The sequence below is a fragment of the Chromatiaceae bacterium genome (assembly GCA_024235395.1).
Classification (GTDB): domain Bacteria; phylum Pseudomonadota; class Gammaproteobacteria; order Chromatiales; family Chromatiaceae; genus Thiosocius.
In genome coordinates, this window is record JACKMK010000001.1 from 929,483 (window position 1) to 944,931 (window position 15,449).

General features: G+C 63.7%; 14 protein-coding genes. 5 read left to right on the forward strand and 9 right to left on the reverse strand.

Features of this window, described 5'->3' with window-relative positions; all coding sequences use genetic code 11:
• Window positions 1–89: 89 nt before the first annotated feature.
• From H6955_04345 to H6955_04355, 3 genes are read right to left on the reverse strand one after another with little or no spacing between them, the layout of a single operon-like run.
• Complete coding sequence (locus tag H6955_04345; GenBank protein ID MCP5312759.1) at window positions 90–722, reverse strand: sulfoxide reductase heme-binding subunit YedZ; 633 nt, start codon at window positions 720–722, stop codon at window positions 90–92.
• Window positions 723–727: 5 nt separating this feature from the next.
• Window positions 728–1,687: a protein-methionine-sulfoxide reductase catalytic subunit MsrP gene (gene msrP, locus H6955_04350; GenBank protein MCP5312760.1), complete on the reverse strand. Its 960-nt coding sequence runs from the start codon at window positions 1,685–1,687 to the stop codon at window positions 728–730.
• 55 nt (window positions 1,688–1,742) lie between these two features.
• On the reverse strand, window positions 1,743–1,937 hold the full coding sequence (locus tag H6955_04355) for a hypothetical protein (protein ID MCP5312761.1): 195 nt from the start codon (window positions 1,935–1,937) through the stop codon (window positions 1,743–1,745).
• A gap of 51 nt (window positions 1,938–1,988) precedes the next feature.
• Here H6955_04355 and H6955_04360 point away from each other — a divergent pair, with 51 nt between their 5' ends.
• On the forward strand, window positions 1,989–2,957 hold the full coding sequence (locus H6955_04360) for a hypothetical protein (protein ID MCP5312762.1): 969 nt from the start codon (window positions 1,989–1,991) through the stop codon (window positions 2,955–2,957).
• Between the two features lie 38 nt (window positions 2,958–2,995).
• Here the strand turns inward: H6955_04360 and H6955_04365 are convergent, their stop codons facing one another.
• From H6955_04365 to H6955_04390, 6 genes are all read right to left on the reverse strand, one after another.
• Window positions 2,996–4,543, reverse strand: a complete 1,548-nt coding sequence (locus tag H6955_04365) for a fused MFS/spermidine synthase (GenBank protein ID MCP5312763.1) — start codon at window positions 4,541–4,543, stop codon at window positions 2,996–2,998.
• Between the two features lie 42 nt (window positions 4,544–4,585).
• The gene (locus H6955_04370) at window positions 4,586–4,792 is read right to left on the reverse strand and encodes a SlyX family protein (protein MCP5312764.1); all 207 of its coding nucleotides are present in this window, start codon (window positions 4,790–4,792) and stop codon (window positions 4,586–4,588) included.
• The gene (gene purL / locus H6955_04375) at window positions 4,789–8,661 is read right to left on the reverse strand and encodes a phosphoribosylformylglycinamidine synthase (protein MCP5312765.1); all 3,873 of its coding nucleotides are present in this window, start codon (window positions 8,659–8,661) and stop codon (window positions 4,789–4,791) included. Before purL ends, H6955_04370 begins: the two co-directional genes overlap by 4 nt.
• A 64-nt stretch (window positions 8,662–8,725) precedes the next feature.
• Window positions 8,726–9,499 (reverse strand): MBL fold metallo-hydrolase, encoded by a 774-nt coding sequence (locus tag H6955_04380; protein ID MCP5312766.1) that lies wholly within the window; start codon window positions 9,497–9,499, stop codon window positions 8,726–8,728.
• A gap of 6 nt (window positions 9,500–9,505) precedes the next feature.
• Window positions 9,506–10,669, reverse strand: coding sequence for an outer membrane protein assembly factor BamC (gene bamC / locus H6955_04385; GenBank protein ID MCP5312767.1), 1,164 nt, complete (start codon window positions 10,667–10,669; stop codon window positions 9,506–9,508).
• Window positions 10,670–10,722: 53 nt separating this feature from the next.
• The gene (locus tag H6955_04390) at window positions 10,723–11,598 is read right to left on the reverse strand and encodes a 4-hydroxy-tetrahydrodipicolinate synthase (protein MCP5312768.1); all 876 of its coding nucleotides are present in this window, start codon (window positions 11,596–11,598) and stop codon (window positions 10,723–10,725) included.
• A gap of 170 nt (window positions 11,599–11,768) precedes the next feature.
• Here H6955_04390 and H6955_04395 point away from each other — a divergent pair, with 170 nt between their 5' ends.
• The 4 genes from H6955_04395 (at window position 11,769) to H6955_04410 (ending at window position 15,436) form a co-directional block, all read left to right on the forward strand.
• Entirely contained in the window at window positions 11,769–12,857 is a 1,089-nt protein-coding gene (locus H6955_04395; GenBank protein ID MCP5312769.1) for a DUF4921 family protein, read from the forward strand.
• Window positions 12,858–12,955: 98 nt separating this feature from the next.
• On the forward strand, window positions 12,956–13,495 hold the full coding sequence (locus H6955_04400) for a glycine cleavage system protein R (protein ID MCP5312770.1): 540 nt from the start codon (window positions 12,956–12,958) through the stop codon (window positions 13,493–13,495).
• Between the two features lie 23 nt (window positions 13,496–13,518).
• Window positions 13,519–13,992, forward strand: a complete 474-nt coding sequence (locus H6955_04405; GenBank protein ID MCP5312771.1) for a peroxiredoxin — start codon at window positions 13,519–13,521, stop codon at window positions 13,990–13,992.
• A gap of 28 nt (window positions 13,993–14,020) precedes the next feature.
• On the forward strand, window positions 14,021–15,436 hold the full coding sequence (locus H6955_04410) for a PhoH family protein (GenBank protein ID MCP5312772.1): 1,416 nt from the start codon (window positions 14,021–14,023) through the stop codon (window positions 15,434–15,436).
• Window positions 15,437–15,449 lie beyond the last annotated feature (13 nt).

The window sequence follows — 15,449 nt, forward strand, 5'->3', positions numbered from 1 at the left end:
GCGTTACTCCATCCTCCTCTGGACTTGTTCTTACGCTGGCCAGTCCATGAGTGGCATGGAGTATAGACGGCGATTTTTAATCAAAAAAATTAGCGAGCATTAATAGGCCGCCCGTTCCACCCGACGCGCGTGAGCAGCCTGGGACGCCAACGTACGGCGAGCAGCAGCGCGAGGATACCCGCGTAGATCAGGGGCTCCAGCAGATCGGCTTTGACCAGCCAGATGTAGTGCAACACCCCGAGCACGCCGGCGGCGTACACGGCGCGGTGCAACGTCTTCCAGCGTCGCCCCAGTCGACGCATCATGCCGCGGGTCGAGGTCAGCGCCAAGGGCACCAACAACAGCCAGGCGATGAAGCCGACCGTGACGTAGGGGCGCTTCGCGATGTCGGCCACCATGTTGCTCCAGACGAGTTCCTGATCCAGCCAGATCCAGACAACGAAATGCAGACTCGCGTAGAAGAACGCAAACAGGCCGAACATGCGTCGGAAGCGGATCCATGCGGCGCTGCCGGTGAGCAGCCGCAACGGCGTCATCGCCAAAGTGACAAGCAGCATGCGTAACGCCCAATCGCCGGTCGCATGGGTCACGTGCTCCAGCGGGTTGGCGCCCAGATCTCCCTCGACCGCACCCCACAACAGCCATGCAAAGGGCGCAAGGGACAGTATGAACACCACCGGCTTGGCCACGAAGCGCAGCCAGGTTTCTCGTTTCTCCGCCATGGCTGTCAATAGAATTTGTGCAGGTCCATGCCCTTGTACAGGCCCGCCACCTGTTCGGCATAGCCGTTGAACATCAGCGTCGGATGTTTGCTCGCGAACAGGCCTTCGCCGATATGGCGCTCCCGTGCCTGGCTCCAGCGCGGGTGGTCGACCTCGGGATTCACGTTCGCATAGAACCCGTACTCGTCGGGCGCCATCTTCCACCAGGTCGTCTCGGGGATGGTGCGCGTGAAGCTGATGCGCACGATCGACTTGATGCTCTTGAACCCGTACTTCCACGGCACCACGAGCCGCAAAGGCGCGCCGTTCTGGTTCGGCAACAGTTCCCCGTACAGGCCGGTCGCCAGGATTGCCAGCGGATGCATCGCCTCGTCGATGCGCAGGCCCTCGCGGTACGGCCAATCGAGCACCGCGCGCCGCTGTCCCGGCATCTGTTTCGGGTCGTAGAGCGTCTCGAATGCGACATATTTCGCACTGGACGTCGGTTTGAACCGTTTGAGTAGCTCACCGAGCGGGAAACCCACCCACGGCACCACCATGGCCCAGGCCTCGACGCAACGCAGTCGGTAGATACGTTCCTCCTGCGGCAGTGTCTTGAGGATGTCTTCGATGCCGATCTCGCCAGGTGCCTCGCACTCACCGTCGACGACCACCGACCAGGGGCGGGTGCGCAGCGTGTGGGCGTTGTCTGCCGGATCACCCTTGCCGGTACCGAACTCGTAGAAATTGTTGTAGCCGGTGACGTACTCGTATTCGGTGGGCTGCATGCCCTCGCCGATCCCGCTCTTCACGAGGTCCTTGATCGGCGTGCCATGCGCCTCGCTTTTCGCCAGTGCCGAGGCGGGCCCGGCGACGGCGCCGAGCCCCAGTGCAGCGGCCGCCTGCAGGAACTCGCGGCGCTTCAGGTAGATGCCGCGGTCGGTAATCTCGGAGGGTCGAATGTCGCTCGGTTTCTTGATCAGCATCGTTTCGCATCCAGTGGGCACTGTCAGTTTAGACCGGCCATCCACGGCAGGCATTTCATCGCTTGTCCTTGGTTTGCTCACGGTTATGTCGGCTGGATACGAGAATCGGGACCATCGCGGCGACGAAGGTCGCCACCATCGACGCATCGCGCGAGCCACCGTACGCCAGCACCGCAAAGCCGGCACTGCCCCCAAGTAGCACCGACAGCAAAGCTACCCGCAGCGTTCGACAAGACCTGCAGCGATTCATCGGCCTGGTCCCCGACTTGAGCCATCCGTCCCGTCATAATAAAAAGGACGTATGGAAGATTGCACCGGTGTCGCCACCGAGCGCTGTTTCGGCCAGCGCATGTTCAACCCGTTTCGGGGCGTGATGCACACGGTCACTACCCGGTGGGCGGATGCGGTGACCACAGACGGGCGCAACTGGACGCTGTATGTGCGCGGCGAGTGTCTGTATGACGATCCGACGGCGCTCGAACAGGCCGAGATCAAGGTCCCCGATGTGAAATTCGCGACCTGGTCGACCGAGACCGGGCTGCGGCGCGCACCGATCCGTTTGCCGACCTTCGATGCCCGCGTCCGTGCAGAGGGCGAACACCTGCTGGCGGCCGTGATGCGCCGCGCCCCGGAACTGCCGTTCCCGCTCGCCGACCGTTTCGAGCTATGGCTCACCCATGCCGGCACCGGCCTGCCCCTGGCGCTGATCGGCAGCCATTGCGCGGGTGATCCGCACGAGCCGCCCGTGGCGGCGCGCTGGACGCCCGGCCGCGCCTGCCTGGCGCAGCTGCCGGAGGCCCGGCAGCTGCACGCCGCGATCACAGCGCTCGCCGGACGGGAGCCACGCGCTGTGTGGTTCGAACGCCATGCCGATGGCAGCGGCCGTGCCCTGACAGCGGAAGCACTACAGCCGGGGAGCGGCGATGCGCAGCGGCTGCCTGATGGACGTTTTGCGACGCTGTTCGTCGACCCCGAGGCACTGATGCCGGAGCAAAGGGAGTGGCTCACCGCGGTCCACCACTGGCAGGCGCCTGCACTGCTGCAGTTGCCGGGTCTCGCCATGGCGCAGCGCGCCGCGTTGGAACGGGAGGCCTGTCGCCATGCCGAGCGCGTCGCCGAACAGCTGCCGCTGTATCCGCAGGTGCTGGACCGTGCGGCGATCACCGCGGCCCTGGTCGAGGCGCGGCTGCGCCGCACCGGCGGCCGTCCTTCAGCAAAGATCGCCGACGACAACAACTGGTCGCCGGATTATCTCGAGATCCCCGAATAACGCCGGACATGCGCGGTCCCGATCCGCCCCCATGCCGATCACTGGCCCAGGCCGCTGGTGAACAGCAGGGAGATCAGACGTTCCACGGGTGCATTGTCATCGGTGAGCAACGGTATCGCGTCCAGTGCGGCGTCGTTCGAGGCCAGGCGGTCGGTGATCCGCGTCCAACTGCGCGCCGGCCGGGTCACCGCGCGCAATCGGTCGCGTGGTCCCTCGCGGTCGACAGAATGATTGGTGGCGCTGATCACGTAGGTCACCCGGGTCGGCCGCAGCGGCACCTCGTGCAGCCATACATCGACCTGCGTAAATGCCGTGCGCAGGGTCTTGAGCAACGCCTGCGCCAATCGCCCGTCGGGATACACGTCGACCAGGTTCAGCACGTAGATCCCGTCGTCGTGCAGACGACGCCGGACCAGGTCTGCGAACTCCGCGGTCAACAGATGATAGGGCGCCGAGATATCGTGGAATGCGTCGCCGACGATCACATCGAATCGCTGCTGTTCCGGCAGCCGGCGCAGAATGGCACGCGCGTCACCGTGCACGACGTGCATGTCCTGGTCATCGAGAAACAGCCGCTCGCGTGCGGTTTCGGTCACGACGGGATCCAGTTCGGCAACCGTGATGTCCACCGCCATCGACGACAACCACAGCGCGCGCGGCTGGGTGTAGGCGCCGCCACCGACGAAGAAGGCGCTGAGACTCGCCTTGTCATGATGATGGCGGCACATCAGTTCCTGCATCAGCTGCACATAGGGCGCCTCGAGGAAGGTGCCGTCGTTCTCGACATTGGTGCCATGCATCAGATGGTCGAGCACCAGGCTGCGCATCCGACCGAGTGCCGGGTGCTCGCCCTCTTCGATCGTTCGGATGCAGAAATAGCTGCTCTCACGCTCACAGGGTGACGCCAGCGCCGGGTGCAGCAGGGTGCCGATACACAAAGCAGCGGCCAGCAGCAGCGCAAGCAGGCTCAGCACCCCCTCGCGCGGGTTGTGCCGGGGCCGGACGAACACGAGTCCGCTGATCAGCAGGGCCACGCCGCTGACCAGCACCACGTTGCGTGAGCCCAGCGTCGGGATGAGCCACCAGGCGGCGGCGAAGGTGCCGACAATGCTGCCAGTCGCACTGAGCGCATGCATCATGCCGACGATATGGCCGGGCTGGGTACTGTGCGCGAGCGCCAGCGTGGTGAGCAATGGCGTGACGATACCGATCAACAGCGCCGGGACCAGGAACAACGCCAGCACCAGCACTAGGCTCGAACTCATGATCGACAGGGTGAACTGCTGAAGGGCGCCGGCGGTCAACCACAGCAACAAGGGGATCAGCAGCGCGGATAGCCCGGCCATGATCAATACACCACCGGCTGCCGCGGCGCTCGCCCTGCGGTCCGCCCAGACCCCGCCGAGCGCGTTGCCGATCGACAGCCCGGCCAACACGATGCCGATGACCGCCGACCAGGTATACAGCGACACACCGACATGCGGGGCGATCAGACGCGCCGCGACGATCTCGAGGATCAGCAGCAAAGCCGAGCTGATGAATACGACCGCCGCATAGACGGCGATGCGTCTGCGATCGGCGTTCACGGCCGGGCCCGGCGAATCGCTGCACGACGCCGGCGCGCCGATTCAATAGTGTGGCGGCGTTTCGTCATGCGCATTGGCATCGAGCAGTGCCGGCCGCAGTTCGCGCAGTAGTTGCTTGACCTGCGCCAGTTCGGCCTGCAGGTCCGCGATCACCCGGTCCTGGCGCACGACGCTCTCGTGCAGCGCCTCGATGGCCAGTTCCTGGTGAGTGATACGTTCCTGCAGATCCTCGACCTGGTCCGGCTTCATCCGATCCACCGCCGCGCATTGCGGAACAACCGGCGCCAGGGCGCATCCTCCAGCCAGCCGTCCGGGTGCCAGGAGTTCTGCACCGCGCGCACGACGCGTTCGGGGTGCGGCATCATGATCGTGACGCGGCCATCTGCGCTGCACAGGCCGGTGATGCCGCCAGGCGAGCCGTTGGGATTGGCCGGGTAACGCACGGCAGATTCGCCGTTGTTCTCGATATAGCGCAACGCAACCTGGGGCACGACCGAACCGAGTTGCTCTGCGCTGGCAAACTCGGCCCGCCCCTCGCCATGCGCGACCACGATCGGCAGACGCGAGCCCGCCATGCCCTCGAGCAGGATCGAAGGTGTCGGCTCGACCTCGACCATCACAAAGCGCGCCTCGAACTGCTCGGAACGGTTGCGCACGAAATGCGGCCAGTGCTGCGCCCCCGGGATCAGCGACTTCAGGTTCGACAGCATCTGGCAGCCATTGCACACCCCCAGGGTGAAGGTGTCTTCACGCTCGAAGAAGGCACTGAACTGATCACGTGCGCGGTCGTTGAACAGGATCGACTTGGCCCAGCCCTCCCCCGCACCCAGCACATCGCCGTAGCTGAAGCCGCCGCACGCCGCCATGCCCTGGAAACCGTCCAGGCTGACCCGGCCGCTCAGGATGTCCGACATATGCACATCGACGCATTCGAAGCCCGCCTTGTTGAACGAAGCGGCCATTTCCACCTGCCCGTTCACGCCCTGCTCACGCAGGATCGCCACCCGCGGGTGACGCGATTCGGCGAACGGCGCAGCGATGTCGTCGTTGTGATCGAAGCTGAGAGACACCGACAGCCCAGGATCCGGCGCGGCGATACGCGCGTGCTCCTGCGCGGCGCATTCCGGGTCATCGCGCAATGCCTGCATGCGCGAGGTGGTTTCCGACCAGGCCTGATGCAAGGTCACGCGGCTCGCTGCAAACACCTCACGCTCGGCATGCGCGATGCGGATGTCGGCGCCGTCGTTCACCGTGCCAATGAGCTGACAGCATGCACCCAGTCCGGCACGCTCGAGCAGATTCAGCACATCATCGCTGTCGCTGTGGCGCACCTGCAGCACTGCGCCGAGTTCCTCGTTGAACAGCACGGACAGGTCGTCCCGGGCCAAGCCTGCCAGGTCGATATCCAGGCCACAGCGACCAGCGAACGCCATTTCGCACAGGGTCGCGAGCAAGCCGCCGTCAGACCGGTCGTGGTACGCGAGGATCAGTCCGTCGCGATTGAGGTCCTGAAGTGCGGCAAACAGGGCCTTGAGCAACGCGGCGTCATCCACATCGGGCGGTATGTCACCGATCTGTCGATAGACCTGCGCCAGCGCCGAACCCCCGAGGCGGTTTCTGCCCCGTCCCAGGTCGATCAGCACCAGATCGGTATCGCCGGCATCTGTGCGCAGCTGCGGCGTCAGGGTCCGGCGCACATCGACCACGGGCGCGAACGCCGAGACGATCAGCGACAACGGGGCACTCATCTCGCGCCGCTCACCCTGGTGCTGCCATACCGTCTTCATCGACATCGAATCCTTTCCGACCGGGATCGCGATGCCCAGTGCCGGGCAGAGTTCCATGCCGACGGCATGCACGGTCTCGTACAGGCGTGCATCCTCACCGGGGTGGCCGGCCGCCGCCATCCAGTTGGCCGACAGCTTCACATCGGCGAGACGCCCGATCGCCGCCGCAGCGATGTTGGTCAAAGCCTCGCCGATCGCCATGCGGCCGGACGCGGCAGCATCCAGCAGTGCCAGCGGCGTGCGCTCACCCATGCTCATCGCCTCGCCGCGATAGCCGTCGAAATCGGCCACGGTAACCGCGACGTCGGCCACCGGCACCTGCCAGGGACCCACCATCTGGTCGCGCGCCACCATCCCGGTGATGCTGCGATCACCGATCGACACCAGGAAGGTCTTGTTGGCAACCGTCGGCAACCGCAACACCCGCCCTACCGCCTCAGCGACAGTGACACCGTCCAGTCGCAGTGCCTGCAGTGACGGCTGGCTGCGCGCGACGTCACGCTGCATGCGCGGCGGCTTGCCGAACAGCAAGGACATCGGCATATCGATCGGGTTGGCGGCGAAGTGCCGGTCACCCAGTACCAGGTGCTGTTCATCGCTCGCCTCGCCGACCACCGCATACGGGCAGCGTTCGCGTTCGCAGATCGCCTCGAAGGCCGCGAGGCGGTCACGCGCCACGGCCAGCACGTAGCGCTCCTGCGATTCGTTGCACCAGATTTCCATCGGTGACATGCCGAGATCGTCGTTGGGCACCTCGCGCAGTTCGAAACGCCCGCCGCGTTCACCATCGTGCACCAGCTCGGGCAGCGCATTCGACAGCCCGCCGGCCCCGACGTCGTGGATAAACAGGATCGGGTTGTCGCCACCGTGCTGCCAGCAGCGATCGATGACCTCCTGGCAGCGTCTCTCCATCTCCGGGTTGGCGCGCTGCACCGAGGCGAAATCCAGGTCCTCTGCCGAGGTACCGGAGGCCATCGACGACGCGGCACCGCCGCCGAGCCCGATCAGCATCGCCGGACCGCCAAGGACGATCAGCGGTGTGCCGGCGGGAAACGCCTTCTTTTCGACATGACCCGCCCGGATATTGCCGAGACCGCCGGCAAGCATGATCGGCTTGTGATAACCACGCAGTTCATCACCCTGAGCCGCAGGCACTTTTTCTTCGAAGGTACGGAAGTATCCAAGCAGGTTGGGACGGCCGAACTCGTTGTTGAATGCCGCCGCACCGATCGGGCCTTCGAGCATGATGTCGAGCGCGCTGACGATCCGGCCCGGCTTGCCGAAGTCCTCTTCCCACGGCTGCACAGCGCCGGGGATGCGCAGGTTGGAAACCGAGAAGCCGCACAGCCCGGCCTTGGGTTTGGCGCCGACCCCGGTCGCACCCTCGTCACGAATCTCGCCGCCTGCGCCGGTCGCCGCACCCGGGTCGGGCGAGATCGCGGTCGGGTGATTGTGGGTCTCGACCTTCATCAGGATATGGATATCCTCGTCATGCCGACCGTACGCCCCGGTGAGGGGATCCGGGTAGAAGCGGTAGCCTTCGCTGCCGCGGATCACCGCCGCGTTGTCCTTGTATGCCGACAGCACATCGTCGGGCGACTTCTCGGTGGTATTGCGGATCATCGCGAACAGCGAATGCGGTTGCGCCTCACCGTCGATGGTCCAGCTCGCGTTGAAGATCTTGTGCCGGCAATGCTCCGAGTTGGCCTGCGCAAACATCATCAGTTCGACGTCGCTGGGATTGCGGTGCAGCGCACTGAAACTCTCGACCAGGTAGTCGACCTCGTCATCCGACAAGGCCAGCCCCAGCTCGCTATTGGCCGCCAGCAGGGCGGTACGCCCCCCCTGCAACACATCGACCTGCCGGAAAGGCCGCGGTTCGGCGTGCCTGAACAGTACGGCAGCCGAGTCCAGGTCCTGCAGCACCACCTGGGTCATACGGTCGTGAAGCTGCGCGGCGATCGCGGCTCCGCCCACATGGTCGCCCGCGTCGACCCAGTAGGCGATACCACGCTCGATCCGGCGGATCTCGCTCAGACCGCAATTGTGTGCGATATCCGTGGCCTTGCTCGACCAGGGAGAGATCGTGCCGGGCCTTGGCACCACCAGAAACAGCTGTCCGTCTTCACCCGGCTCACCATGTGCCGGACCGTATTCGAGCAGACGCTGCAGAACGCCGGCCGCGGCGTCGCCCAGATCGGCATCGACGTCCACGAAATGCACGAACTCGGCACTGACACGCACACCGGGTCCTGCCACCGGCACCAGGCGGTTCAGGATCTTCTGCAAACGGAAATCGGAGAGAGCGGGCGCGCCGCGCAGTATCAGCATGGGAACCCCAGAAACTTCAGCCAGGATGGCAAGCCTAAAATGATACTGCAGCGCGATCGACGCGTCAGGACGAGATCGCGAACCAACCGCTGGCCTGATCCTGGATCAGCAGGCTGAGACAGGCACCAAGATCCGCGGACACGCCCTCCAGTGCCTGCCGCGCCAGTTCCGGCGAGTTGTTCCTCTCGCTCAGGTGCGCCGCCACCAGGTGGCGCAGCCGGCCGTGGTTGATGCGGCGCAGAAAATCCGCCGCCTGGGTGTTGTTGAGATGACCGTACAGGCCGCCGACACGGGCCTGCAGGCTGGGCGGATACGGACCGCTGGCCAGCATTTCCAGGTCGTGATTGCATTCGAGCAGCAGGGCGTCGACCCCATCAAATGCCTCAACCACGCGCGGGGTGATGCTGCCCAGGTCGGTCAACAGGCCGAGACGCTGGCCGGCATGGTCGAATACATACTGTGTGGGCTCACGTGCATCATGCGGCACCGGGACCGGCGTGATGGCCAACTCGCCGATCCGGAACCCACCAGCATGGCCGGCAAACAGATTGAGACTGCTGATGGCGCCGAAATCCGCCGCACGCCAGGTACCGTGGGTCATCCACACCGGGATCCCGAAACGTCGCGCGACCGCACCGACGCCACGCATGTGGTCGCCGTGCTCATGGGTTACCAGGATCGCGGTCAGAGCGGTCGGGTCGAAATCAAGCCGGTGGCATCGCGACACGAATTCGCGTGCCGCGAAACCACAATCCACCAACACCCGAGTCGTCCCCGCCTCGATGACCGTCGCGTTACCGCGACTGCCGCTGCCCAGCGAGGCAAAGCGAAACGCCATCCGGGATCAGCGTATCTGCTCGTTCAACAGTGTAAGGATGCGAATCGATGTGGGCGACGCGTCCGGCTCACCCTTGTCGTTGGCCACGGTCACCACGGTGCGATCGCCATTGTCGCCGACCTTCACCTGATAGCGGTTGACCTTGTCCACATCCTTGTCGTCGCCCCAGAACTTGAGACTCGACAGCCAGCCCTCGTCGGCGTCCTCTTTCGAGGGGTCGTTGTAACGCACGTAGTAGATGCCTGCCGAGCGATCACGGTCCTCGACTGCAAAGCCGCCCCGGTCGAGTGCCAGACCGACCAGGCGCCAGGAGCGGCTGAAGGTGTCGTCGATCAGCAGCTGCGTGCCGGTGCGCGTATTAAGCAGCTGAGAACGGGTCTGCTGGCGCTGACCGCCTGCAGCCAGTTGGGCCTGGGCCCGCTCATCCAGCGCACCGAGGTACACCATCAGGCGACGCAGCATCTCGGCCTCGAGCTGCGGATCACGTTCACGCGGCACCCAGACGGTGCGTTCGGTGGTTCCACCCGAGCCCTGGATAACCTGCTCTTCCATACCGAAATGGGTCATATAGACCTCGGTCCGGCCATCCGTCGAACGCTCGAGGCGCACCCGGTACTGGTCGCGAAAACCGGTCTCGTAGAGGCCATCAAGAGTCTTGCGTATTGCGTCGGTAACGAAATCCCGACTGATATTCGCCCGGTTCTCAATCCACGCAGTGCGCATGATGCCCACGGTCGGATCCTGTTCGAGCATCAGGATGCCGGCTTCCTGCCAGAAATCGACCACGCGTTGCCAGACTTCTTCGACCGAGCCGGTAACCACCAACCACCGAGAATCACCGTCACGCCGGACTTCAATGTCCTTGACCGCCGGCAGCACACTGCCCGCCACCGCCACACGTGTGGCGTCGTCGGCACCACGCAGCTTGCGATCGGTCAGGTACTCGGAATAACTGGTCGACACGCCGCCGATGCTGTCTGGCACGCTCATGCGGTCATTGATCCGGTCAGATGTCAGGTCGGGTGGCAGTTCGAGGTTGCGATCGGCCTGGGTCTCGCGCTTGTATTCAACCGCCTTGTCCGGCAATACGTCATCGACGTTGACGCTGCTGCAGGCAGCGATGCCGACAGCAAACAGGGCCAGAAGCGAGTTACGAGACAACTTTTTCATCATTATCAAGGATCCTGCAGCGCCAGCCCGGAGCGGCGCGCGTTCGACGCAGTCTAAAGGATACCGGCCTGCTGCATGGCTGCACGCAGTTGCCCGTGGAAGCTTTCTGAGAACCAGGTCAGCGGCAGGCGAATACCGCGTTCGATCAGGCCCATCTCGGCCAACGCCCATTTGACCGGGATCGGATTGGCCTCGAGAAACAGGTCCCTGTGCAGGCCCGCCAGGGGTGCATCCAGCTGCTCCGCCCGGGCACTGTCCCCGGCGAGTGCGGCCGCGCACATCGCGTGCATGGCGGCCGGTGCGATGTTCGCAGTGACCGAGATGTCACCATCGGCGCCCAGCAGGATGGCCTCGCGGGCCGTGGCATCGTCACCGCTGTAGACCGCGAAACCGGGTGGCGTCAGCTCTCGCAGGCGGGTGATCCTGTCGAGCTGTCCCGTCGCCTCCTTGACCCCGACGACGTTGTCGACCTGGGCGATGCGCGCGACCGTTTCGGGGAGCATGTCGACCGCGGTGCGCCCGGGCACGTTGTACAGGATCTGCGGGATGTCGACCGCCTCGGCGACTGCCTTGTGATGCAGGAAAAGCCCTTCCTGGGTCGGCTTGTTGTAATACGGCGTGACCAGCAGGCAGGCATCCGCACCGGCAGCCTTGGCACATCGGGTCAGTGCAATGGCCTCGCTGGTGGAGTTGGCCCCGGTACCGGCGATGACCGGGATACGGCCTCCGGCCTGATCCACCGCAACGGCGATGGCGGCACAATGTTCGTCTTCATCGAGGGTGGCCGACTCGCCCGTGGTGCCGACAGCGACGATCGCGTCGGTACCCTGCGCCACATGCCAGTCGATCAGGCGCCGGAACGCCTGCTCATCGACCCCGCCGTCGGCGTGCATTGGGGTAACAATCGCGACCAGACTGCCCTGGATCATCCGCTGGCTCCGATGGAAATCAAGCGTTTGATTCTATCGCGGCGCGTTTTGGCGTGCCAAGAAACATTCAGCCGCGGCGGCGATTCGATGCCCCCATTAATATGGTCAGCTTGAGGGTGGCCGCCCGTGCCAGTAGAAACGAGCGATCAGCAACGGAGATTTGAATCGGCATGAGCGAATCCGGCGAAAACGTACGCGAAATCAGGATCAACCCCATAGTCCCGACCGAGTCGGTGCTGGTCGCCACCGCCCGCGGCATGCGCCCGAAAAACGCCGAGAAACGTGTCGAACGCGATACCCGCGCGGTCGTAGAGACCTGCCCGTTCTGCCGTGGCAACGAGGAACGCACCCCACCACAGATCAAATCCTACCCGGAGGGGGATGAATGGGCGATCCGGATCGTGCCGAACCTCTATCCCGTTCTGGGTGACGACCGCGCACAGTCGAACATCGCCTTCGGCCTGCAGCAGGTGATCGACGGCTATGGCCGACACGAGGTGGTGATCGACAACGCCAGCCACGGGATCGCCCTGCACGAGATGACTCAGGCGCACCTGGCGGACCTTTTCTCGGTCTACCAGCAACGCATGGCCGAGTTGTACGCGTCTGACCGCCGCCTGAAATATGTCTTGGTGTTCAAGAACTTCGGCGCTGCCGCCGGGGCCAGCATCGCGCACACGCACAGCCAGATCATCGCCACACCGGTGGTGCCCGAAAACGTGCAGAACGAGGTCCAGCACAGCCGCGAATACCACAGGAAGCTGAACCACTGCGTGTTCTGCTCATTGATCGACGAGGCCCTGACCTACGAGGCGACGATCTACGATCGAGATTCCGGGCAGATCCGGCGCAAGATCAATGTCGGGCAATACGTCGTCGAGCGTGGCAAGCACTTCGTTGCGATCAAACCTTTTGCCAGTCGCTTCGAGTGGGAGATCCATATACTCCCGCTGCAGCATCAGGCCGACTTTCTCAAGGCCAACCGTGACGATCTCGACGATTTCGCCCGCGTGCTGCGCCGTACGATGGCCCGTCTCGACAAGGTGGTCGGTGGCGTGCAGTACAACTTCTTCCTCCACTCGGTGCCGCATGGCAGCGAGTACGACGACTGCCAGGACAGCTATCACTGGCACCTGGAGATCTGCCCACGCACCAGTATCCCTACCGGGTTCGAACTGGGGTCGGGCCTGTTCGTCAGCACGGTCAGCCCTGAAGCAGCGGCCCAGGCCCTGCGCGACGCCGATATCGGAGACGCCTGAGGTCCACAAGCGCTTCCGCTACCACGAGGCGAGACAAGGGGCGAACGCAGCAGTACACTGGCGCCCTTCCACTTTCAGCACGCCACCCTTTGCCTGCCATGCCTGTCAAAAACAGTCACCTCGTCATTTCAGCCCTGGGAAAAGACCGTCCGGGCATCGTCAATCAGCTTTCAAAGGCGATTTACGAACTCGACTGCAACATCACCGACAGCCGCATGACGGTTCTGGGCGGTGAGTTTGCGATCCTGCTGCTGGTCTGTGGGCCCTGGAATCGCCTGGCGAAACTGGAGGACCAGGTGCCGGAACTCCAGGAACGCCTGGACCTCACGATCAACACCAAACGCACCGAGGAACGGACGGGCAACGCCAATCTCCTGCCCTACGGTGTGGACGTGGTATCGCTGGATCACCCGGGGATCGTGTACAGCCTGGCCAGTTTCTTCTCGGAAAAGAACATCAATATCGAAGATATGACCACCAGTTCCTATGCGGCCGCACATACCGGAACACCGATGTTTTCGGTACGAATGAGTATCGGCATCCCGGCCGACATCCACATCGCGGCACTGCGTGACGAGTTCATGGATTTCTGTGACAGCATGAACATCGACGCGGTGCTCGAACCGATCAAGGGCTGAAACGCACAGGAGGCCTGACATCCATGGCTGACGCCGTTGTTGGCAAGAAGGTACCCGACCTGACACTCCATCTGACCGGAGATCGACGGGTGAAGCTCTCCGATTTCGCCGGCAAGCCCCTGGTGTTGTACTTCTACCCGAAGGCGAGCACACCGGGCTGCACTCAGGAAGGGCTCGACTTCAGCGCCGCGATCGCGAAGTTCAGACGGCAGTCCTGCGCAATCCTCGGCGCCTCGCGCGACAGCCTCAAGGCACAGGATAACTTCAAGGCCAAACAGTCGTTTGCGTTCGACTTGGTATCGGACGGCGATGAAGCGCTGTGCAACGCCTTTGGCGTCATCAAAATGAAAAACATGTATGGCAAACAGGTGCGCGGCATCGAACGCAGCACCTTTCTGATCGGCGCCGACGGTGTGTTGCGCCAGGAATGGCGTGGCGTGAAGGTCAAGGGTCACGTCGAGCAGGTGCTCGATGCCGTCAAGGCCCTGAACAAGTAACCCTTCGGATTCCACCCTGCGGAGCACCATGGGCATCAAATCGCGCCACGACAAGAAGATCTTCATTCTCGACACCAACGTGCTGATGCACGACCCGACCTCGATCTTTCGCTTCGCCGAACACGATATCTTCATCCCGATGGTGGTCCTCGAGGAACTGGACCGGGCCAAGAAGGGCACGTCGGAGGTTGCGCGCAACTCGCGCCAGGTCAGCCGCTTCCTCGACGAACTGATGACCTCTGCGTCCAAGCAGGACATCGACTCCGGACTGCCCCTGCCGTGTACCGCGAAGTTCCGCAACGACGTGGTCGACGCCGATTGCGGCCACCTGTTCTTCCAGACCCAACTGCAGCCCAAGCAGCTGCCACAGACCCTGCCCGGCAATACGCCGGACAACAACATCCTCGGCACCGCCCTGGCACTGGCCGAGATGGCGCCGAAGCGCCATGTCACCCTGGTATCGAAGGACATCAACCTGCGAATCAAGGCGGCGGTGATCGGCATCCACACCGAGGATTACCACAACGACCAGGTCCTCGACGACGTCAACCTGCTGTACAGCGGCGAATCGGAGCTGCCTGGTGATTTCTGGGAGAGTCACAGCAAGGACATTGACTCGTGGCAGGAGGACGGACACACCTACTACCGGGTCAAGGGGCCTGACACGGCCAAGTGGTATGTCAATCAGTGCCTGTACATGGAGGGCGAACAGCCGTTCGAGGCGGTCGTCCGCAGCAAGGACGGCGACGACGCAATCATAGAGATCGTCAAGGATTTCCGCTCCAGCAAACACGCGGTCTGGGGCATCAGTGCACGCAATCGCGAGCAGAACTTCGCGCTCAACCTGCTGATGGACCCATCGATCGATTTCGTCACCCTGCTCGGTACCGCGGGTACCGGCAAGACGCTGCTTGCGCTGGCGGCTGGCCTTGCCCAGGTCCTCGACAAGAACCGCTTCCGCGAGATCATCATGACCCGTGTCACCGTGCCGGTCGGCGAAGACATCGGCTTCCTGCCAGGTACCGAGGAGGAAAAGATGACGCCGTGGATGGGAGCCCTGATGGACAATCTCGAGGTCCTGACGCAGACAGAGGGTGGCGAGTGGGGCCGCGCGGCCACCGACGACCTGTTGCGCTCACGGATCAGGATTCACTCCCTGAACTTCATGCGCGGACGCACCTTCCTGAACAAATACATCATTCTCGATGAGGCGCAGAACCTCACGCCGAAACAGATGAAGACGTTGATCACGCGCGCCGGGCCGGGGACCAAGATCGTGTGCCTGGGCAACGTCGCACAGATTGACACGCCTTACCTGACAGAGACCACGTCGGGCCTCACCTATGTGGTGGACAGATTCAAGAACTGGCCGCACGGCGGACATATCACGCTGCTGCGCGGTGAGCGCTCGCGTCTGGCCGATTTCGCCTCGGAGGCACTGTAAGACACGAGACGCT